The sequence below is a fragment of the Dasania marina DSM 21967 genome, assembly GCF_000373485.1.
GTDB lineage: Bacteria > Pseudomonadota > Gammaproteobacteria > Pseudomonadales > Dasaniaceae > Dasania > Dasania marina.
Genome location: NZ_KB891580.1, coordinates 29,511 through 50,036, shown reverse-complemented (window position 1 = coordinate 50,036; position 20,526 = coordinate 29,511). Strand labels below are relative to the sequence as shown.

Annotated in this window: 17 protein-coding genes, 2 tRNA genes and 2 rRNA genes; 10 read left to right on the top strand and 11 right to left on the bottom strand. The window is 49.6% G+C overall.

What is annotated here, in order from left to right; all coding sequences use genetic code 11:
• The 5 genes from B067_RS0109365 to tyrS all read right to left on the bottom strand — a co-directional run.
• Nucleotides 1–683, bottom strand: a 23S ribosomal RNA gene (locus tag B067_RS0109365); the annotation flags it as partial.
• 386 nt (nucleotides 684–1,069) lie between these two features.
• Nucleotides 1,070–1,145, bottom strand: a tRNA-Ala gene (locus B067_RS0109360).
• Nucleotides 1,146–1,273: 128 nt separating this feature from the next.
• Nucleotides 1,274–1,350 (bottom strand) — tRNA-Ile (locus B067_RS0109355).
• A 103-nt stretch (nucleotides 1,351–1,453) separates the two neighbouring features.
• Nucleotides 1,454–2,987 (bottom strand): 16S ribosomal RNA (locus tag B067_RS0109350).
• Nucleotides 2,988–3,796: 809 nt separating this feature from the next.
• On the bottom strand, nucleotides 3,797–5,104 hold the full coding sequence (tyrS, locus tag B067_RS0109345) for a tyrosine--tRNA ligase (protein WP_019529820.1): 1,308 nt from the start codon (nucleotides 5,102–5,104) through the stop codon (nucleotides 3,797–3,799).
• Nucleotides 5,105–5,344: 240 nt separating this feature from the next.
• Between tyrS and B067_RS0109340 the strand changes: the two genes are divergently transcribed.
• Together B067_RS0109340 and B067_RS0109335 are read left to right on the top strand one after the other, a co-directional pair.
• Nucleotides 5,345–6,700: a peptidoglycan DD-metalloendopeptidase family protein gene (locus B067_RS0109340; RefSeq protein WP_019529819.1), complete on the top strand. Its 1,356-nt coding sequence runs from the start codon at nucleotides 5,345–5,347 to the stop codon at nucleotides 6,698–6,700.
• Nucleotides 6,700–7,809 (top strand): anhydro-N-acetylmuramic acid kinase, encoded by a 1,110-nt coding sequence (locus tag B067_RS0109335; protein ID WP_019529818.1) that lies wholly within the window; start codon nucleotides 6,700–6,702, stop codon nucleotides 7,807–7,809. The genes B067_RS0109340 and B067_RS0109335 overlap by 1 nt, the downstream gene beginning before the upstream one ends.
• A gap of 6 nt (nucleotides 7,810–7,815) precedes the next feature.
• Here B067_RS0109335 and B067_RS0109330 read toward each other — a convergent pair whose 3' ends face one another.
• From B067_RS0109330 to argC, 5 genes are all read right to left on the bottom strand, one after another.
• Nucleotides 7,816–8,262, bottom strand: coding sequence for a DsrE family protein (locus tag B067_RS0109330; RefSeq protein ID WP_019529817.1), 447 nt, complete (start codon nucleotides 8,260–8,262; stop codon nucleotides 7,816–7,818).
• A gap of 23 nt (nucleotides 8,263–8,285) precedes the next feature.
• On the bottom strand, nucleotides 8,286–8,639 hold the full coding sequence (gene erpA / locus B067_RS0109325; RefSeq protein ID WP_019529816.1) for an iron-sulfur cluster insertion protein ErpA: 354 nt from the start codon (nucleotides 8,637–8,639) through the stop codon (nucleotides 8,286–8,288).
• Nucleotides 8,640–8,706: 67 nt separating this feature from the next.
• Complete coding sequence (locus B067_RS0109320; RefSeq protein WP_205619960.1) at nucleotides 8,707–9,114, bottom strand: bactofilin family protein; 408 nt, start codon at nucleotides 9,112–9,114, stop codon at nucleotides 8,707–8,709.
• A 68-nt stretch (nucleotides 9,115–9,182) separates the two neighbouring features.
• Entirely contained in the window at nucleotides 9,183–9,938 is a 756-nt protein-coding gene (locus tag B067_RS0109315) for a DUF6776 family protein (RefSeq protein WP_019529814.1), read from the bottom strand.
• A gap of 12 nt (nucleotides 9,939–9,950) precedes the next feature.
• Nucleotides 9,951–10,991: an N-acetyl-gamma-glutamyl-phosphate reductase gene (gene argC, locus B067_RS0109310; RefSeq protein ID WP_019529813.1), complete on the bottom strand. Its 1,041-nt coding sequence runs from the start codon at nucleotides 10,989–10,991 to the stop codon at nucleotides 9,951–9,953.
• A 165-nt stretch (nucleotides 10,992–11,156) separates the two neighbouring features.
• Between argC and B067_RS0109305 the strand changes: the two genes are divergently transcribed.
• From B067_RS0109305 to B067_RS0109275, 7 genes are all read left to right on the top strand, one after another.
• Nucleotides 11,157–12,893, top strand: coding sequence for a chloride channel protein (locus B067_RS0109305; RefSeq protein WP_019529812.1), 1,737 nt, complete (start codon nucleotides 11,157–11,159; stop codon nucleotides 12,891–12,893).
• Nucleotides 12,894–12,927: 34 nt separating this feature from the next.
• Nucleotides 12,928–13,347, top strand: coding sequence for a CopD family protein (locus B067_RS0109300; protein WP_019529811.1), 420 nt, complete (start codon nucleotides 12,928–12,930; stop codon nucleotides 13,345–13,347).
• A gap of 17 nt (nucleotides 13,348–13,364) precedes the next feature.
• Complete coding sequence (gene thiD / locus B067_RS0109295) at nucleotides 13,365–14,153, top strand: bifunctional hydroxymethylpyrimidine kinase/phosphomethylpyrimidine kinase (RefSeq protein ID WP_156820806.1); 789 nt, start codon at nucleotides 13,365–13,367, stop codon at nucleotides 14,151–14,153.
• A 144-nt stretch (nucleotides 14,154–14,297) separates the two neighbouring features.
• Complete coding sequence (gene hemL, locus B067_RS0109290; protein ID WP_019529809.1) at nucleotides 14,298–15,578, top strand: glutamate-1-semialdehyde 2,1-aminomutase; 1,281 nt, start codon at nucleotides 14,298–14,300, stop codon at nucleotides 15,576–15,578.
• A 56-nt stretch (nucleotides 15,579–15,634) separates the two neighbouring features.
• Nucleotides 15,635–16,645 carry a porphobilinogen synthase gene (hemB, locus tag B067_RS0109285; protein WP_019529808.1) on the top strand — a complete coding sequence of 337 codons (1,011 nt, stop codon included), beginning with the start codon at nucleotides 15,635–15,637 and terminating at the stop codon, nucleotides 16,643–16,645.
• Nucleotides 16,646–16,760: 115 nt separating this feature from the next.
• Nucleotides 16,761–17,507, top strand: coding sequence for a TIGR04219 family outer membrane beta-barrel protein (locus B067_RS0109280; RefSeq protein ID WP_019529807.1), 747 nt, complete (start codon nucleotides 16,761–16,763; stop codon nucleotides 17,505–17,507).
• A 178-nt stretch (nucleotides 17,508–17,685) separates the two neighbouring features.
• Complete coding sequence (locus tag B067_RS0109275; RefSeq protein ID WP_019529806.1) at nucleotides 17,686–18,285, top strand: hypothetical protein; 600 nt, start codon at nucleotides 17,686–17,688, stop codon at nucleotides 18,283–18,285.
• Between the two features lie 48 nt (nucleotides 18,286–18,333).
• Here the strand turns inward: B067_RS0109275 and B067_RS0109270 are convergent, their stop codons facing one another.
• A complete protein-coding gene (locus B067_RS0109270) occupies nucleotides 18,334–18,906 on the bottom strand; it encodes an NUDIX hydrolase (RefSeq protein ID WP_019529805.1) in 573 nt (190 codons plus the stop codon).
• A 112-nt stretch (nucleotides 18,907–19,018) separates the two neighbouring features.
• Between B067_RS0109270 and B067_RS0109265 the strand changes: the two genes are divergently transcribed.
• Nucleotides 19,019–20,521, top strand: a complete 1,503-nt coding sequence (locus B067_RS0109265; RefSeq protein WP_019529804.1) for an ATP-binding cassette domain-containing protein — start codon at nucleotides 19,019–19,021, stop codon at nucleotides 20,519–20,521.
• Nucleotides 20,522–20,526: the final 5 nt, after the last annotated feature.

Below are 20,526 nucleotides of genomic sequence, written 5' to 3'. Positions count from 1 at the left end.
GGCCATGGGTAGATCGCCGGGTTTCGGGTCTAATGCCTGCAACTATGACGCCCTATTAAGACTCGGTTTCCCTACGCCTCCCCTATACGGTTAAGCTTGCTACAGACATTAAGTCGCTGACCCATTATACAAAAGGTACGCAGTCACAGAACAAGTCTGCTCCCACTGCTTGTACGCACACGGTTTCAGGATCTATTTCACTCCCCTCTCCGGGGTTCTTTTCGCCTTTCCCTCACGGTACTGGTTCACTATCGGTCAGTTAGTAGTATTTAGCCTTAGAGGATGGTCCCCCTATCTTCAATCAGGATATCACGTGTCCCGACCTACTTAATGCGTCAACTATCGCTTTCGTGTACGGGGCTATCACCCTGTATCGCCAGACTTTCCAGACTGTTCCACTAGCTAAAGTTGCTCGGCTAATCCCCGTTCGCTCGCCGCTACTAGGGGAATCTCGTTTGATTTCTTTTCCTCCGGGTACTTAGATGTTTCAGTTCCCCGGGTTCGCTTCCACACACCTATGTATTCAGTGTGGGATAACAGCTTATGCTGCTGGGTTCCCCCATTCGGACATCTCTGGGTAATAACGGTTGGTTGCCACCTAACCAGAGCTTTTCGCAGGCTCCAACGTCCTTCATCGCCTCTAACTGCCAAGGCATCCACCGTGTGCGCTTAGTCGCTTGACCATATAATTAAACAGCCTAGTGGCCTTCCGCTCACTTCGTTTTGTATACCGAAGCGCGCTTTCAACCGGCCAGTTACTACATGCACTTACTTAAAAGTGATTGCCAAGAACTTTGCCACACCATTACGACTTCACTTGGTATGACTACGATCGCCGGATCGTAGATATAAATTTTACACTTGAGAATTCAGTGTTGAACAAGTCGCTATTTGTCATCACAACAAACAGCGCCCATTCGTGATGACTATTGTCGACTAGGACAATAATCATCGTTATCAGCTTATTTATCTTGTTAAAGAACATCAGGTTGTAAAAACCAGAAACAAATATTCTTGTTAAAGAACACTTTTTTCTAATCTCTTAATGTAGTGTGTGCACCATTTAAAATGGTGGAGCTATGCGGGATCGAACCGCAGACCTCCTGGATGCAAACCAGGCGCTCTCCCAGCTGAGCTATAGCCCCATCTAAGTCTCTAGTAACTAGTCAATAGTCGCTAGGGATAAGTGTGTAATTTGTGCTTATCGAGGCGAAGGTTCGCGCCGCGTATTAACAATACGCAAGCGGACATTCAACGAAGAGAAACGCAAATTTGGTAGGCCTGGGCAGACTTGAACTGCCGACCTCACCCTTATCAGGGGTGCGCTCTAACCAGCTGAGCTACAGGCCTAAAACATACCCCGGCCAGTAGACCCTATCTGGGTATCACTACATCAACCAATTTGATCAAGTAATTCGTGTAGGTACTTAAAGAACAATGCTTGCGCACTTTTTAAGGAGGTGATCCAGCCCCAGGTTCCCCTAGGGCTACCTTGTTACGACTTCACCCCAGTCATGAACCACAAAGTGGTGAGCGTCCTCCCGAAGGTTAGACTACCCACTTCTTTTGCAGCCCACTCCCATGGTGTGACGGGCGGTGTGTACAAGGCCCGGGAACGTATTCACCGTGACATTCTGATTCACGATTACTAGCGATTCCGACTTCATGGAGTCGAGTTGCAGACTCCAATCCGGACTACGAGCAGTTTTATCGGATTAGCTCCACCTCGCGGCTTGGCGACCGTTTGTACTGCCCATTGTAGCACGTGTGTAGCCCAGGTCGTAAGGGCCATGATGACTTGACGTCGTCCCCACCTTCCTCCGGTTTGTCACCGGCAGTCTCCTTAGAGTTCCCACCATTACGTGCTGGCAACTAAGGACAAGGGTTGCGCTCGTTACGGGACTTAACCCAACATCTCACGACACGAGCTGACGACAGCCATGCAGCACCTGTCACTCTGCTCCCGAAGGCACCAAGCTATCTCTAGCGAGTTCAGAGGATGTCAAGACCTGGTAAGGTTCTTCGCGTTGCATCGAATTAAACCACATGCTCCACCGCTTGTGCGGGCCCCCGTCAATTCATTTGAGTTTTAATCTTGCGACCGTACTCCCCAGGCGGTCAACTTAGTGCGTTAGCTGCGCCACTAAGAGATCAAGTCTCCCAACGGCTAGTTGACATCGTTTACGGCGTGGACTACCAGGGTATCTAATCCTGTTTGCTCCCCACGCTTTCGCACCTCAGCGTCAGTATTGGGCCAGGCTGCCGCCTTCGCCACTGATGTTCCTCCACATATCTACGCATTTCACCGCTACACGTGGAATTCCACAGCCCTCTCCCATACTCTAGCTATCCAGTATCGAATGCAGTTCCCAGGTTGAGCCCAGGGCTTTCACATCCGACTTAAATAGCCGCCTACGCGCGCTTTACGCCCAGTAATTCCGATTAACGCTTGGACCCTCCGTATTACCGCGGCTGCTGGCACGGAGTTAGCCGGTCCTTCTTCTGTGGGTAACGTCACGGCTAGTTGCTATTAACAACTAACTTTTCCTCCCCACTGAAAGTGCTTTACAACCCTAGAGCCTTCTTCACACACGCGGCATGGCTGCATCAGGCTTTCGCCCATTGTGCAATATTCCCCACTGCTGCCTCCCGTAGGAGTCTGGACCGTGTCTCAGTTCCAGTGTGGCTGATCATCCTCTCAGACCAGCTAAAGATCGTCGCCTTGGTAGGCCATTACCCCACCAACTAGCTAATCTTACGCAGGCTCATCAAATAGCGAGAGGTCCGAAGATCCCCCCCTTTCCCCCGTAGGGCGTATGCGGTATTAGCATGCGTTTCCACATGTTGTCCCCCACTACTTGGTAGATTCCTACGCGTTACTCACCCGTCCGCCGCTCTACTCACCCCGAAGGGCTTTCACGCTCGACTTGCATGTGTAAGGCCTGCCGCCAGCGTTCAATCTGAGCCATGATCAAACTCTTCAGTTTAATCTTTTACCTCTGTCACCTTACCCGAAGGAAAGTAACAAGAGGGAAAGGTTACGCAAATAGCCGAAGCACCTGCTTTACCTTCCAAAATCTCGGCTCAAAAGAATCATTACATTCAAAATATACATTACTGCATGTTGTGTAAGTAACTTAACTTTTGATAATCTTTGTCGCAATTATCATCCAGTAAGCACCCACACGAATTACTTGATCAATTTGTTAAAGAGCGTCTGAATCGCTAGGATTCCCGACTAATTCTTGCTGCGCAGCGCTTAGCGCTTGCCTCAACAAGGGATGCGAATTATACACGCCGCATCCTGTTTGGCAACCTCTTTTTGAAAGTATTTTTTAGCGTCTCGCTAAACCTATTTCCAAAAGAACTTACCGGCGGCAAGAAAACAAATAACTGCGTTTCCTACCTTCTCTACTCGACCGCAGCCTTGTAGAGAGCGGCGCATTATAGACATCTAATCCGCCGTGGCAAGGGCTTTTTAAAATTAATTTTCAAAGCCGTTTTGCCTGTTGAAAAAACCATCAAAAGACTGTCTTTTCAACCTCTTGCTAAGGACTTGCCTCAACCAGAGAGCGGCGCATTATAGAGATCTAATTCGCCATGGCAAGTGCTTTTTAAAATTAATTTCAAAAGCAATTTGCCTGCAGAAAAAACCATTAACACTTCGTTTTTCCTGCACTCTAGTTGGTTGTTCTCAACCAGAGAGCGGCGCATTATAGGGAGATAAAGACGGGAGTCAACGACTATCCGAAAATTATTTGCTTACCGTCGATTCCTTAAGCAATACGTTTAAATATCAGGCTATTTCGAACAAGTGATACTTCTTTTTACCCAACTTGACGATAAAAAAGCGATTGTACAAGGACTTCTCTTTAGCAAAACACTCGGCGGCTTTCATATTATCCTCTGCCCCCTTGGCCTCACCATTTATTAGCACCGCATTTCTACCTAGCGCATCCTTTACCTCACGGCCCGCCTTCACCATACCGCACTCAGCCAACAGCGTAGTTAGCGGTGTATCCGCAAGAGCTACAATATCGAGATCACTGGCCGGTAAGCCATCTAATTTTAACTGCTCTAAATCAGATTCCGACAAACTAGACGCATCACCACTAAACATCGCCTCGGTAATGCGCTGCGCCGCCAACAAGCCTGCGTCGCCGTGCACCAACTGCGTGGCCTCTTTGGCCAAGATCATTTGTGCCTGCGGACGACCCTCTCTAGATTCATCCTCCGCCTTTATAGCAGCAATCTCTTCGGCGCTTAAAAAGGTAAAATAGCCGAGAAATTTATACACATCGTCATCGGCGGTATTTAGCCAGAACTGGTAAAAGCTATAAGGCGAGGTTTTAGCCGGATCCAGCCATACCGCACCTGATTCCGTTTTACCAAACTTGGCGCCATCAGCCTTGGTCACCAGAGGCACGGTCAAACCAAAGGTTTGCGCCTGGTTTTGGCGACGCGACAAATCTATGCCGCCCACGATATTGCCCCACTGGTCACTACCCCCTATTTGCAGAGTGCAATCGTAACGGCGATTAAGCTCGGAAAAGTCCATCCCTTGCAGCAGGGCGTAGGAAAACTCGGTAAAAGAGATGCCCGCCCCTTCGCGGTTGAGGCGCTGCTGTACCGACTCCTTATTAACCATAGCATTGATAGAAAAGTGCTTGCCTATGTCCCGCAGGAAATCCAGCACAGTCATCTGCCCGGCCCAATCTAGGTTATTCACCACTTCGGCGGCATTATCACCACAATCAAAATCGATAAATTGACTAACCTGGCCACGTATCTTATCGCACCAGCTAGCCACTATATCAGGGGTATTGAGCTTGCGTTCTTCCGCTTTAAATGAAGGATCACCGATAAGGCCGGTAGCACCCCCCACTAACGCTATAGGTTTATGGCCTGCCATTTGAAAGCGCTTAAGCACCAGCAAAGGCACTAAATGCCCTAGATGTAGGCTATCGGCCGTGGGATCAAAGCCGCAATACAAGGTACGCGAGCCCTCAGATAAGTGTCGCTCTAACTCGCCATCGCCGGTCATTTGCGCCACCAAGCCTCTGGCCTGTAAATCGTTAATCAGCGCCGAATTTACTTCAGACATACCTTATTGCACCTTCTTATATATACCTATTTACACAAGGGTAAACCCGGATTGCACTCACCGTACACATCGGGCATCATCCCCTGCAAAATCGCGCACAATACAACAACTCTAGATAATTGCAAACTGAGTTGTACGCTAACTAAGCAAAGAAACTAGTTAGATGGCACTTTTTTGTTATACTTCTGTCAGTTATACGGTTTTATTAGAATCTACTTTATCAGCAATAGATAGCGAACTATGAGCCAAGCGACACCCAACAAGCCTTCCCCGCACCTCAGCCAGATAATAGCCGAGTATCCACGACGCCATTTATTGTTTGCCGCAGCAGCCTGCTGCCTGCTATTTATTACCTTAATGGTCATTCCCAGTAAAGAAGCCGAGGCCCTACGCACCAGCCAAGCCATCACCCTACCCATAATAAGCAGCAAGCCGATTATCACTGAGGCCGCCACACCCGACACCCCGCAAGCGCCCTGGAAAGAGTTAGTGGTGCAAAACGGTGACAACTTATCCCTACTCTTTCAACGCGCCCAACTCACCGGCCGCGATGTTTATGAAATCACCAGCTCTAGCAAAGAAGCCAAGCAACTCGCCCAAATTTTTCCCGGCCAAAAAGTCGCCTTTCAAATAGATGAGGACGGCACGCTGCTCGCCCTTAAGCACCAACACGACTTACTCAAAAGCACCTTATACCAACGCCAAGGCGATAGCTTTGACGTTAGCGACTTAGAACGTGAGCCTGAAATACGCCAACGCCATGTTACCGCCACCATTCGCTCATCACTGTATACCGCTGCCAGCAAAGCGGGCCTGCAACAAAACCTGATCATGGAAATGGCTAGCGTCTTTGGCGGCGTTATCGATTTTGTTTACGACATACGCGCAGGCGACTCATTTAGCATACTGTTTCAAGAACATTATATAGATGGCAAAAAAGTGGGCAGCGGCCCTATTTTAGCCGTCGAGTTTACCAACCAAGATCAAACCTATAAAGCCTATCGCTACGAGTACGGCAATGGCGATATAGGCTACTACAACGAGCAAGGTATCAGCATGCGCAAAGCCTTTTTACGCGCCCCCTTAGACTTTACTCGCATCAGCTCTTCCTTTAACCCCAACCGTCTGCACCCCGTATTTAAAACCAAGCGCCCCCACCGTGGTATCGATTACGCCGCCGCTAAAGGCACGCCCGTATACGCCACTGGCGATGGCCGAGTAACAGAAGCAGGCTACAGCAAAGCCAATGGCAATTATGTGGTGATTAAGCACGGCGAAAGCTATACCACCAAATACCTACACTTTAGCAAGCGTGCGGTTAAGCGTGGCCAAAAAGTCAAACAGCAGCAAATCATAGGCTGGGTAGGCTCTACCGGCTATGCTACCGGGCCACATCTGCATTATGAATTTTTAGTTAACGGCGTACATCGCAACCCTCGCACCGTGCTGCGCAAACTACCTAAAGCCTTATCCATAGCAGCAGCCGATAAAGAAGGCTTTTTAACACAAATAGGCAGCTTGCAGATGCAGTTAGCGGCATACCAAAATCACCACAAGTACGCAGCTAATACACAAGTCAGCAGTAATACTCTGTAGTGGCTAGCCCCGCGCAGCGTTATATAGGCCTCATGTCTGGTACCAGCATGGATGGTATAGACGCAGCCATACTGGAAATAACCCCACACAGCTACACCCTAACTCATCACTATTGCCACAGCATCCCAGCAAATTTACGCACGCAATTACTGGCCTTATGCCAGCCTGGCGAAAACGAAATTATGCGCATGGGCCAAGCTGACTATCAGCTGGGGCTGGAGTTTGCCGCTGCCGTACGACAACTATTAAACATTAGCGACCTTAGGCCCGAAGACATTCAAGCCATAGGCAGCCACGGCCAAACCATACGCCATCACCCTGAGGGCAACACCCCTTTTAGCCTGCAAATAGGCAACCCCAATATTATCAGTCATCATACCGGCATCTGCACAGTCGCTGATTTCCGCAGCCGCGATATCGCAGCAGGCGGCCAAGGTGCGCCGCTAGCCCCAGCCTTTCATCAAGCCGCATTTGCCCATAGCAATAAAAATCGCATTATCATCAATATAGGCGGCATGGCTAATATCACACCACTAATTAAAGGCCTAGCCACGCAAGGTTTTGATACCGGCCCCGGTAATGTGCTAATGGATTATTGGATAGGTAAACAGCTAGGTGAGCCCTACGACCGTAACGGCGATTGGGCCAGCCGCGGATTAGTGATACCTGAGCTATTAGCGCAGCTGCTGCAAGACTCTTATTTCGCGCTGCCCGCCCCCAAAAGTACAGGGCGTGAACACTTTAACAGCCACTGGCTAGAGCAGCGACTAATAGGCTATGACGAACAACCCGCCGACGTACAAGCCACCCTGCTGCAACTCACTGCCAGCAGCTTAGCGCAAGCCATACTCGCTCTGGATATAGCGATAGATGAAATATTTATTGGTGGTGGTGGTGCCCACAATCAAGCACTGCTAAAAGCACTACAAACAGCGCTACCGCACTGCCCGGTGGCCGATACTAGCGCACTGGGTATAGCGCCTGACTGGGTAGAGGCCGCCGCCTTTGCCTGGCTGGCTCAACAAACACTTAACGGCCTAAACGGCAACATTCCTGCCGCAACTGGCGCATCGGTGCCCTGTATTTTAGGCGCCATACATCCCGCTTAAATAACGCTAGAAGTAGTTATAACCCTGCTGGTTAAGCAAACGCTGCTCTTCCACCGGCCCTAAAGGCACCGTGCCCACAAAGGGCAATAATTGCTGCGCGTCTAAGCTATGCATCCCCATCCAAGTCCTACACACTTTTATATCCACCACTTTAAACGCTGATAGCTTAGCGGCAAGGTCGACTAAATCCTGATGGCGGCGGTATTGTCCGCGAAAAAACACTTCGGCCTCAGGGCCGTGCAGCACAAAAGCCACCGGCACCGCAGGTGCCTGCTGAGACAACATAAATAACTGTTCAGAGCGCTGTAGCAGCGCATATAACTCTGCCGCCGTATGTAGCTCTATGCGCGCTAAATAGGCGGGCTCATCAGCCACTGCTTGGGTGACCTGCGCCAAAGATAAGGAGGATAAACAATAAAAGCTAATGGCAATAACTAACGGCTTTAAACCCATAGCAAAACCTCTAGTTAGATACCTCAAATAGCAAAAGAGGAGCCGCAGCCACAAGTGGTTTCGGCATTGGGGTTGGCAATCACAAAGCGCGAGCCCTCTAAACCCTCTTTATAATCCACCTCGGATCCAGCCAAATATTGAAAACTCATAGGGTCAACTAAGGCAGTAACGCCCTGTTTTTCAATAACAGTATCGTCTTCAGCGGGAAACTCATCAAAGGTAAAGCCGTATTGAAAACCCGAACAACCGCCGCCAGTCACAAACACCCGCAGCTTTAGGTCGTCATTAGCCTCAGCAGCGCGCAACGCCAACACTTTATTGATCGCATTGTCGGTGAGTATCAGGGGTTGAGGTGAAAATTGCTCTACAGCAGACATCTATATTACCTTTCAGTTGGGCAGCAAAAGGCTGCCCGACAGCGGATTATGCTAACAACCTAGTGTTTTAGTCAACTTCTACCGCTGTTTGTGCCACCGCCTTAGTAATAGGCGTCGGAGAAACGGCGAGTTTAGTCGCGGCGTACAACAGGCTGCCATTAACCTGCGCGCCTTTTACCATCTCTATCAACTGGTAGTGCACATTACCCTGTATTTGCGCCTTGGCAGCCAGCTCTATATGTTCAGCGCTGTGTATATCGCCTTTCACCAAACCATTAACGATAATATGCGGGGCGTGGATTTCGCCCTCGACATGGCCACCTTCAACAATACGTACTGTCGCCTTGCTTTGATCTTTGGCGATAATATTGCCTCTCACCGTCCCTTGAATTTCCAAATCGCCGGTAAATTTTATATCGCCCACAATTTCAGATTCTTTCGATATCAGCGTGGTTGCGCCGCCTTGAAATGCCATCGTATTCCCCTTTTTGCCCCACATGATATGTAATTCCCGTTTTATGTACCAAGCGTCATCACTAAGTACTATAGCGCCTGCACCTTCCATTCATAGGTTTGTTCTATTTGAACCTTTTTTGGTGACGACGCTCTAGCGACTAGTTCAATTTTTTGCACATCAAAATCTACCGGCAAGGTCAGCTCGCCCTCTATGTTTTGAAAGTATTTAAAGCGCAGTGGTATATCCACTGTTTTCAGTTCCGGCGATAAATCCGCCAAAGCATAACGACGTTGGCTGGGCATCCCCTGCTCATTAGGCGCCGTGCCCACCAACACTACTCTTACCGAGCCTTTTAACAACCGGTGCTTTAACGCGGTTTGCTGTAAGACCAGTTTGTATTGGTATACCTGCTCTGCTGCCGTAGCCAGTATTTCCATATCCCTCACACTCAGCCCGCGCTCACGTTCACTGGGTGACATCAAGCCCTTATAAAAACCAATTTCTTCAGTGAGCTCGGCAATTTTATTTTGATGGTTTTTTAACTCTATCTGTAGCCCCGCTACCGCAGCTCTATCGACATCAGCGCCAGTACTGATATTGGCTAGCTGTTGCTCGGCCACATCGCGCTGCTGCTTAACCCGCGGCAACTGTTTGTTAAGTGTGTGATTCTCTGCCAACAGCTGCTTATGCAACTGCGTGTAATGCGCTCGCGTCCACCATGCGCTGCCGCCGGCTACCGCCAGCAATAATAAAACTATCACGACTATCAGTACCACGCGCTGCCAAGGCCGGTAGCGCACCACGATAGAGCGATACTGGGAGCTGCCTTTTACATCCACCATAGCCACTAGCCTTTAGGGTGTTAACGCGACAATATTTAAGCCAGCCGCTTCTTCCAGCCCCAGCATAATATTCATATTTTGCACGGCCTGACCGGATGCGCCTTTGACTAAATTATCAATCACCGATAACACCACGATGGTGTTTCTGTTTTGTGGTTTGTGCACCGCTATGCGACAGACATTAGCACCTTTTACCGTCCGCGTTTGTGGGTGACTACCGGCGGGCAACACATCCACAAAAGGTTCGTTGGCATAACGTTGCTCAAATAATTGCTGCACGCTTTCTAAAGAGGTATTGGTATCGATAAGCTCGGCATATAAGGTTGCATGCATGCCCCGCACCATAGGCGCCAAGTGCGGAGTAAACGTTACGTTTACCGCCGCACCACTGACATCTCGTAGCTCCTGCTCAATTTCTGGCAAATGTCTGTGGCCCGGTATGCCGTAGGCTTTATAACTATCGCTAACTTCCGATAATAAATTATCCACTTTTGCCTGACGGCCAGCACCGCTAACCCCCGATGTGGCGTTAGCGATTAAACGGCTATTGTCGACCAGACCGTTTTCTAGCAACGGCAAATAACCCAATTGTATAGCCGTAGGGTAACAGCCGGGGCAGGCGACAAGTTGCGCGTTTTTAATCTGCTCGCGGTTGCGCTCGGGCAAACCATACACCGCCTGCGTTAAAATATCGGGGCAAGCATGAGGCTCGCCGTACCACTGCGACCACAGCTGCGCGTCACGTATACGGAAATCGGCGGATAAATCCACCACCCGTACACCTTTATCCAATAACTGCGGCATCATGTTCATCGCCACGTTATGAGGTGTGGCAAAAAACACCACATCACATTGCCCCAACACCGCAACATTCGGCAAAGAAAAAGCGATATCGGTGTGACCGCGCAAATTAGGATATAGGCTATCCACGCGCACGCCTTCTTCGGCGCGAGAGGTAATCGCCACCACTTCAGCCTGTGGGTGATTCACCAATATGCGTAATAATTCCACACCGGTATAACCGGTGCCGCCAACAATACCTACTTTAACCACGATCAAATACCCTCTCTAGACGCCGCAACATAGCAATCCCCGCACTAAAAACACTAACTAGGCTTTATTAGTAGGTGCTACACTCACTTTAAGCTGGCTATAATAAATCAAATAACGATGAAACGTTAGCGCCCATAAATTCTTATATAACTCCACTACACTTTTATGCTGCAAAACCAGCTACAACATTTTCGCCACCACTTGGCGCATGATAATTCCCTGTTGCACTTTTCCTTATTGGGTGTAGTCGCAGGCATTAACTGCGGTCTTATCATGCTGGCCTTTCATGCCCTATTGGCCTTTATACAAGAGCAAATACTGCCCGGCAGTGAAGCTGATAATTTTGAAGCGCTACCGCTATGGGCTTATTTTGCCCTACCCGCCAGCAGCGGCTTGATTATAGGCATAGTCATGCGACTATTTGCCAAGCACAACTCGCGTACCGGTGTGCCGCACGTATTGCACTGCCTGCACTCCAAACATGGCCACATGCCCGTTAAAAATATGCTAGTGCAATTTTTTATGGGAGCCTTTGCTCTAGCTACGGGGCAATCGGGCGGCCGCGAAGGCCCGGCAGTGCATTTAGGTGCTGGCGTGAACAGTTTAATGGGGCAAAAATTATTATTCCCCAATAACAGCATACGCATGTTGATTGGTTGCGGCACCGCCGCAGCGATAGCCGCGGCCTTTAACACCCCCATAGCCGGAGTGATTTTTGCCATGGAAGTGGTGATGATGGAATACACCATCGTCGGCTTCATACCCATTACCTTAGCCGCCATCAGCGCCACCGCCGTGATGCGGGCAATGAGCGACTCAGAAAAGCTATTCGCCATCCCCAATATTGAACACATCGCCATGTCATCGCTAGCAGAGCTACCGTTTGTGGCCGTAGTGGGGCTACTAGCGGCTTGCTGTTCGGCCTTATTTATCGTGATTTTAAAACTGGGGCTAAAACAGTCAGATCGACCCGTTATTGCCCGCTGTCTACTCGCGGGGGTCATTACCGGTAGCTGCGCTTTACTCGTACCCGAGGTCTTAGGCATAGGCTACGACAGCCTCAACGCGGTACTAGCCAACCAATACACGCTGGGGATTATTTTGGTGCTACTGGCCGCCAAGGTATTAGCCACTGCAGCCAGCTGCGGGCTGGGCTTGCCCATAGGCCTTATCGGCCCCAATCTGCTGATCGGCGCCTGCCTAGGCGGTGCTGTCGGTATAGTGGTAGAAAGCTTATTCCCTGGACTCAACTCACAGCGGGGATTTTATGTGCTACTAGGCATGGGCGCCGTTATGGGTGCGGTGATGAATGCCCCGCTGGCTGCCTTAATGGCTCTACTGGAACTGACCGAAAACACCAATATCATCTTTCCCGGCATGCTGGCCATTACCGTAGCGACCATAGGCCACAGTGCTATCTTTAAACAGCGCTCCGCCACCCAAACCGTGTTTCGCCGCTTAAATACCTTGCTGCGCACCGACCCTTTAAGCTTGGCACTGCAACGCACCAGTGTGGCCGGCATTATGGAGCGGCAGGTATTAAGCACGCCGCAAGTTATCAGTGCGATTAGCGCTCAGGTTTTATTAGATGACGCCGCCCGCCAACACTGTGTCACCCTAGTTAGCAGCAGTCGCGAACAAGGCATCAATTGCTACCCGTGGCAGGACATCAAACCCTTGCTGGAAGCTGCCATTGCCAACCAAGAAACCGAAATCGATTTATATAAAATCGCACCGGCCTTTGAAGCCGCCAGCCCGCTACATATACAAGCCACCCTGCGCGAGGCTTTAGATTTGATGAACGAACACGATATAAACTATGTGCATATCACTGGCCCACGCTTAATACAGGGCGCCCTCAGCCGCAAGGCGATTAACCACCACGCCAGCATGCCGCAGTGATGGTAATCCGAATCAGGCAGAAAAGGTCTCTACTATGCTGTGGCTAAAAGCCCTACATATTATTTTTATGGTGTGCTGGTTTGCCGGCATTTTTTATCTGCCTAGGCTGTTTGTGTATCACGCCATGGCCGAAGACCAAGCTACCCGAGAGCAACTGGCCATTATGGAGCGCAAGCTATACCGCTTTATCAGCCCCTTCGCCGTGCTCACCATCCTCTTTGGCCTATGGCTGGCCAGTTATAATATTGACTATTATCTACAAGCTAAATGGTTTTACGCCAAGCTGGCATTGGTACTACTATTAGTGGGCTACCACCTACAGTGCGGTCGCTATATTAAACAACTGGCGCAGCACAGCGAGCAGCGCAGCCATGTCTTTTACCGCTGGTTTAATGAACTGCCGGTGATTATCTTATTTACCGTTATTATTTTGGTGGTGGTTAAGCCATTCTAATAGCGGAGGAGAATAACGTGTCCCTAGCCGTACTCAATTGCACCCCCATAGTAATGAGCATTAACAGCCACGACCCGCTAGGTGGCGCTGGCATCTCTGCCGATATAGAAGCACTGAGCAGCCTGGGTTGCCACTGCACCCCCATCATCAGCCAACTCTCCCTGCAAAACAGTAATCCCGACGATCAACAAATCACCAGCGCCAGTTTACTGATAGCGCAGATGCGCTCGATATTAGAAGATGCGCAAATAGACCTAATCAAAGTTGGCCAGCTCACCAGCCTCACCCATATAGAAGCCGTACATACAGTAATCAATGACTACCCCCACATACCCGTGGTGTTAGACCCTTTCACCGGCAATATTAAAGGCCACGCACTCAACCCCGCGCTATGTGAATTATTATTCCCGCTGGCCACCATTACCCTGCTTAGCGAAACCGATGCCTACCACCTTAGCAACAGCGCCGACAGCCTCAGCGCCTATGCCCATGAGCTGCTAGAGTTTGACAGCGACTATTTACTGTTTACCAACACCACCCATAAAACCCCGCAACAAAAAGTCTGCAGCCAACTCTACAGCTCCCGCGGCCTGTGTCAGCAATATGAAAGAGAACGCCTGCCAGGCCACTTTCACGGCGGCGGCGATACCTTGAGCGCGGCACTCGCCGCCTACCTGGCCCACGGCCTCAGCGTGGCCGAATCGGTACAACAGGCCCAGCACTTCACCTGGCAAGCTCTGCAAAAAGCCAAGCGGGTAGGCATGGGTGAGCTCATCCCCGATCGCATGCATTGGGCGAATGAATAAGAGTCTCTAGTTGGTAGTCGCTAGTCTCTAGAGGGTTTTACTAGCGACTAGAGACTGCCAACTAGGAACTGGCGACTAGCGACTCTTCGCCGCTGACTGTTACAATGCCCGCAAATTTCCAGCCATTGATTGTAAAGGTACGCCATGAGCCGCTCTGAAACTCTGTTTGCACAAGCCCAAAAGACTATTCCCGGTGGCGTCAATTCGCCGGTGCGCGCTTTTAAAGCCGTAGGCGGCACGCCCATTTTTATAGAGCGTGCGCAAGGCCCTTATATCTTTGATGTCGACGACAAGCGCTATGTGGATTACGTGCTGTCTTGGGGGCCGATGATTTTAGGCCACGCCCATCCCGCCATTATCAAGGCGGTACAAGAGCAGTTAGTTAAAGGCCTAAGCTTTGGCACCCCCACCGAAATAGAAACCACCTTGGCCGAAAAAATCTGCAGCATCATGCCCAACATGGATTATGTACGCATGGTCAACAGCGGCACCGAAGCCACCATGAGCGCCATACGCTTGGCCCGTGGCTACACCGGCCGCGATAAAATTATTAAATTTGAAGGCTGCTACCACGGACATTCAGACTCACTATTAGTTAAAGCCGGTTCCGGCGCCCTTACCATGGGCGTGCCCAGCTCACCGGGTGTGCCAGCAGCACTGGCCGACCACACCGTGACCCTAACTTACAATGATATAGATGGCCTTAAAAAAGCCTTTGCCGAGATAGGCGAGCAAGTGGCCTGCGTTATTGTTGAGCCGGTAGCCGGCAACATGAACTGCGTGCCACCTATACCCGGTTTCTTGCAAGCCATACGCGAGCAGTGCGACCAATACGGCAGCGTGTTTATTATTGATGAAGTGATGACCGGTTTCCGCCTAGGCTTAACCGGCGCGCAAGGTTATTACAATGTAGAAGCCGACATCACCACCTTAGGTAAAGTGATAGGCGGCGGCATGCCGGTAGGCGCCTTTGGCGGTAAAAAAGAAATTATGGAACAGATCGCGCCACTAGGTCCTGTTTATCAGGCTGGTACTTTATCGGGCAACCCTATCGCCATGGCCGCAGGCTTAACCATGTTAAACGCCATTAGTGTTGAAGGTTTTTACCAACCGCTGTTTACAAAAACGGATACTTTGATGGCAGGCTTAAACGCCGCCGCTGAAAAAGCGGGCGTGCCATTTACGACTAATCATGTAGGTACTATGTTTGGTGGTTTCTTCACTAAAGAAAAAACTATCACCAACTATCAGCAAGTCATGGCTTGCGACATCCCTGCTTTTAACCGCTTCTTCCACGGTATGTTAGACGCTGGGGTTTATTTAGCGCCTGCGTCATACGAAGCTGGGTTTATGTCAGCGGCGCATACTGATGAAGATATACAATTTACGATTGATGCCGCTGAGAAGGTTTTTGCTGGCCTGTAACTAATAAAGGGATCAGAGTCTAGCGAGCCTGACCCCGTTCACCAACGAGAATAATCATGTCCAAATCCCTACATCGCGGCCCTTACCCACACACCCGTATGCGCCGTATGCGTAGCGATGATTTTTCGCGCCGTTTAATGCGCGAAAACGTATTAACGGTTAACGATTTAATTTATCCGATGTTTGTTTTAGAAGGTAAAGGCAAAAAAGAAACGGTTGCGTCTATGCCCGGCGTTGATCGCTTAAGCATTGATTTATTAGTTGAAGAGGCGAAGCATATTGCCGCACTAGGCATACCGGCTATCGCCCTATTCCCCGTTACGCCACAAAGTGCTAAATCCGAATTTGCTGAAGAAGCCTACAACCCCGATGGCTTAGCCCAGCGTGCGGTGAAAGCGATTAAAGATGCCTGCCCCAACTTAGGTGTGATTACCGATGTCGCCCTAGACCCTTTCACGGTACACGGCCAAGACGGCATACTCGATGCCAATGGTTATGTATTAAACGACCGCACTATAGAAACGCTAGTGAAACAAGCCGCCTCCCATGCCGATGCCGGTGTCGATATCGTCGCACCCTCCGACATGATGGATGGCCGCATAGGCGCGGTTAGGCAAGCGCTGGAAGAAAATGGCCATGTTAATACCAAAATAATGGCCTACTCCGCCAAATATGCTTCGGCCTATTACGGCCCCTTCCGCGATGCGGTAGGCTCAGCAGGCAATATCAAAGGTGGCGATAAATTCAGCTACCAAATGGACCCCGCCAACAGCAACGAAGCCTTGCACGAATGTGCGCTGGACTTAGCCGAAGGCGCCGACATGATTATGGTTAAACCCGGCATGCCCTATTTAGATGTGGTGCGCCGCGTTAAAGACGAGTTGCTAGCCCCCACCTATGTGTATCAAGTCAGTGGCGAATACGCTATGCATGTAGCCGCCTTTGAAAACGGCTGGCTAAATCGTGAACAGGTTATTTTAGAATCACTGATTAGCTTTAAGCGTGCTGGCGCCGATGGTATTTTGAGCTATTTTGCGAAAGAGGCCGCAGAACTACTGCAAAAATAACAAGTTTTACCGCACATTAATGGCTTAGTGCTACACTCTTGCTATCTTTAGCCCTAAGCTAATATCACTACATAGTTAATAAACGCGAATAATAAAATCGCTCCAGGAGCCCCCAATGAAAAAAACCACTTTAGCTGGCGCTATCGCCCTAAGCTTATTATCCACCGCAGCTACCGCCGACACCTTAGGATTTCGGGTAGGTGCTAACTCTTGGCAACAAAACTTCTCAGGTGATATTCAATCAGGCAATGCTGGCACCATCGTCGACATGGAAGACACCCTAGGTTTTGATGACGAAACCAACAATAACTTTTACATCGCCTTGGAACACCCAGTACCTTTAGTTCCCAATGTAATGCTGGCCCGTACCGAGATGGAAATTAACGCCAACTCTAACAGCAGCTTTAACTTTGACGGCGTAGATTACACCAGCAACATTAAGGCCACCGCTGACCTTAGCCACACCGATGCCACCCTATACTATGAAATACTGGATAACTGGGTATCACTGGATATAGGTTTCACCGTGCGCGCCTTTGACGAAGGCTTTAGCATTAGCGGTACGGCTGGCGGCACAACCGAAAGCAGCGACTTTGATGTAGACGTCGTGCTACCCATGATTTATGTAGGTGCCCGCTTTGAATTACCTTTGTCGGGCTTGTACTTACGCGCCAGCGGTAACGGCATTAGCTATGACGGCGACAGCATACTCGATTACCAAGCCGCCATAGGTTACGAGCATGACTTAGGCCTAGGTGTAGAAGCAGGTTACCGCTCTTTTGAAATCGATTATGAAGACGGCGATGAAAGCGCAGATCTAACTATTGACGGCGCTTTCTTAGGTGTGTTTTATCACTTCTAAGTATTCGCAGCTTAAAAAGCCCTAGCTACTGCGGTGACTAGGGCTTTTTTATGCCCAATATCTATTACTATAGCTCGCTAACCCTTAACACCAATTTAATAACAACGCATAGTTGCCAGTCACCGCTTAGTAGGTTTACCCAGCAAAGCTAAAAAACGACTAGTCAAAAGACTTAACCATGTTTAAACAGTTAATCCTACTCACACTTTTATTACTTAGCAGCCAGGCCAGCCTCGCCTGCCAATGCTTATGGCAGGGCTCCTTCACCAAAGCCGCGAACAACGCCGACCTTATCGTGAGCGGTAAAGTGTTAGCGCACAAAGGCAATGCCGCCGACTTTGAAATCAGCAAAATACTCAAAGGCAAAGAATTTTTAGAGGTGATACGACTATGGGGCGATACCGGCAAACTCTGCCGACCGAATATTTACGGTTTCCCCGAACATAGCGAATGGGTATTAGCTCTGCATAAAATCACCGAAGTACCCGATGATGGCTTTAACCCCAACACCCCCAGCTTTAGTTATGGCCGGCTAGGTGATTACAGCCTCTCCAACTGCGGCGTCTACTGGCTCAAAAATGAGCACGGTTTTATTACCGGTAATATCATCAACGGCCCACGCTGGCAGTGGCAAGATGAAAAAATGAATCCCGTGCGCATAGAAGTATTGGAAGCTTATATCAATAATAAAATTGACGACAAAAAACTGATAGAAGCCGCCAAACCACAGAAGGCTCTGAAAGACCTAATGAAAAATACCCTACAGTCGCTAGAGTAGCAGTCTCTAGTCTCTAGTCTCTAAAAATCTTTTTCTAGCGACTAGCGACTAGCGACTAGCAACTCGCATTAATTCATCTAACATTTTCAATGATAAACCCCACACCCGTTTGCCTTGGTACAAATAACAGGGCAGGTCTACGGTTTGTTTACCGCGCTGCCACTGCATAGCCTGACGATTATTTTTATTCGCTAAATAATTTAATGGCAACCAAACCACTGACGCCACCTCGTAATTTAATTGTAAGTCCGGCTCATCCTCAAGCATAAATACATAGCAGCTAATCACCATAGGGCGCAGATGCTTTTTTGGTGTGGCGATAATGTCTGGCAGGCGACCTATGCAATCACTATAAGCATTGCTAGGTAATCCTATCTCCTCGTGGGTTTCCCGCTGTGCGGTCGCCATGCCGCCGCCATCGTATTTTTCCATACGGCCGCCGGGAAAACCCATCTGCCCCGACCAAGGGTCATTTTCGCGCTCGGCGCGCTGTATCATTAAGGCCTCTAGGCCCTGCTCGCCCTGCCGTAAAATAATGGCTACTGCCGAGCGATAACAGTAACGGCGATACCATTTTTTATGGGCGCGATACTGCTGTAAACGTTTAATTAAACTCTGCATAACCCTACCGGCTTAGTTATTACCTTCACCATCATAAGCGCTGGCTTAGCATTATAAAAGCCGTTAAGCTTTGCCGGTACTCACCCACAACCGCCGTAAGCTTTACCACCACATGAGCAAGCCCACACTCTTTCAATTCCAAAACTTTTACGCTGCCTATAAAACTGAGCCGGTGTTGCAAGATATTAACTGGCAATGGCAGGAGGGGCAGCAATGGGCGGTAATAGGTGACAACGGTGCCGGCAAAAGCGCACTGGCCGACGCTCTCAGCCTCAAGCTGAAAGCCCTCAAAGGCCATTACCAGCATACCGAGCAGCTAGACCCCAAGCACGACATAGTGCAATTAAGCTTTGAATTACACAAACAACTGATAGACCACGACAAGCGCTACGACAACAGCAACGAGCGCGAAGACGCCCATGATATAGGCACCCGGGTGGACAACTTTATTTTACAAGGCCGCTCTGTACACAATCAGGCTCCCTGCCCACGCTTTCAGCAACTGATTGAGCTTTGCCACATCAGCCATATTTTAGATCACGGCATACGCTATATTTCCACCGGCGAAAGCCGCAAGGTGATGCTGGCAAAAGCGCTGTACACCGAACCTAAAGTATTAATTATCGACAACCCCTTCGAGGGTCTAGATGCACAGTCGCAGCAAGATTTACAAAGCCTATTAGACCAAGCCTTACACAGCCGCATTAATATTATGCTACTGCTACAAAGCCCTGAACGGCTGCCACAGGCCATTAGCCATGTGCTAGTACTGGAACAAGGTCGGCTAATACTGCAGGGCGAACGCGAACAAGTACTGGCCCAACTTAACCAGGCTCAGGCCGCCAACAGCGACGCCTTAGCGGAACTGCCCCCTGCCGCAAAACGCAACTACCACATAGACAACTCACAGCCTTTATTAGATTTACAGCAGGTCAATGTCAGCTACCACGAGCAAGCGGTGCTCACCGACATTAATTGGCAATTACAGCCCGGCCAGCATTGCCATATCAGCGGCCCCAATGGCGCCGGAAAATCTACCCTGCTCAGTATGATTTGCGGTGACAACCACAAAGCCTATGGCCAAAACATTTCCCTATTTGGCCGCAAACGCGGCAGCGGCGAAAGTATTTGGGAAATCAAACAAAAGTTTGGCCTGGTCAACACCCAGCTACAGCTTAACCACGTTAGCCGTATGCGCGTCACCGAGGTAGTGGCCTCCGGTTTATTTGATACCGTAGGCCTTTATGATAATTGCGCTGGCAAACAAAAAGACATAGTCAGGCAATGGCTACATTTTATTGGTCTAGATCATTTAGCCAAGAGCCGATTTGAGCAACTCTCCTTTGGCCAACAACGCTTAGTGCTATTAGCCAGAGCCATGGTGAAAAGCCCGTTAATATTAATATTAGATGAGCCCTGCTTAGGTTTGGACAGCGCCCACAGGCAGCAAATTTTACGCATAGTCGACCACATAGCCAACAGCGGCCGCAGCCATATTTTATATGTTAGCCACGAGGCTGAACAAATCCCCCTGTGCATTAATCAACAGTTACAACTTGCCCCCCACCCTAACGGCGGTTACACCGCATCAGTCAATGACATAACTCACTTATAGGATTT

Excerpts from the sequence above, each read along its gene's own strand:
- B067_RS0109340 (WP_019529819.1), top strand. The coding sequence starts at position 5,345 with ATGAGCCAAGCGACACCCAACAAGCCTTCCCCGCACCTCAGCCAGATA.
- tyrS (WP_019529820.1), bottom strand. The coding sequence starts at position 5,104 with ATGTCTGAAGTAAATTCGGCGCTGATTAACGATTTACAGGCCAGAGGC.
- B067_RS0109270 (WP_019529805.1), bottom strand. The coding sequence starts at position 18,906 with ATGCAGAGTTTAATTAAACGTTTACAGCAGTATCGCGCCCATAAAAAA.
- B067_RS0109320 (WP_205619960.1), bottom strand. The coding sequence starts at position 9,114 with ATGGCATTTCAAGGCGGCGCAACCACGCTGATATCGAAAGAATCTGAA.
- B067_RS0109275 (WP_019529806.1), top strand. The coding sequence starts at position 17,686 with ATGTTTAAACAGTTAATCCTACTCACACTTTTATTACTTAGCAGCCAG.
- hemB (WP_019529808.1), top strand. The coding sequence starts at position 15,635 with ATGTCCAAATCCCTACATCGCGGCCCTTACCCACACACCCGTATGCGC.
- hemL (WP_019529809.1), top strand. The coding sequence starts at position 14,298 with ATGAGCCGCTCTGAAACTCTGTTTGCACAAGCCCAAAAGACTATTCCC.
- B067_RS0109280 (WP_019529807.1), top strand. The coding sequence starts at position 16,761 with ATGAAAAAAACCACTTTAGCTGGCGCTATCGCCCTAAGCTTATTATCC.
- B067_RS0109265 (WP_019529804.1), top strand. The coding sequence starts at position 19,019 with ATGAGCAAGCCCACACTCTTTCAATTCCAAAACTTTTACGCTGCCTAT.
- B067_RS0109300 (WP_019529811.1), top strand. The coding sequence starts at position 12,928 with ATGCTGTGGCTAAAAGCCCTACATATTATTTTTATGGTGTGCTGGTTT.
- erpA (WP_019529816.1), bottom strand. The coding sequence starts at position 8,639 with ATGTCTGCTGTAGAGCAATTTTCACCTCAACCCCTGATACTCACCGAC.
- B067_RS0109305 (WP_019529812.1), top strand. The coding sequence starts at position 11,157 with ATGCTGCAAAACCAGCTACAACATTTTCGCCACCACTTGGCGCATGAT.
- B067_RS0109330 (WP_019529817.1), bottom strand. The coding sequence starts at position 8,262 with ATGGGTTTAAAGCCGTTAGTTATTGCCATTAGCTTTTATTGTTTATCC.
- B067_RS0109315 (WP_019529814.1), bottom strand. The coding sequence starts at position 9,938 with ATGGTGGATGTAAAAGGCAGCTCCCAGTATCGCTCTATCGTGGTGCGC.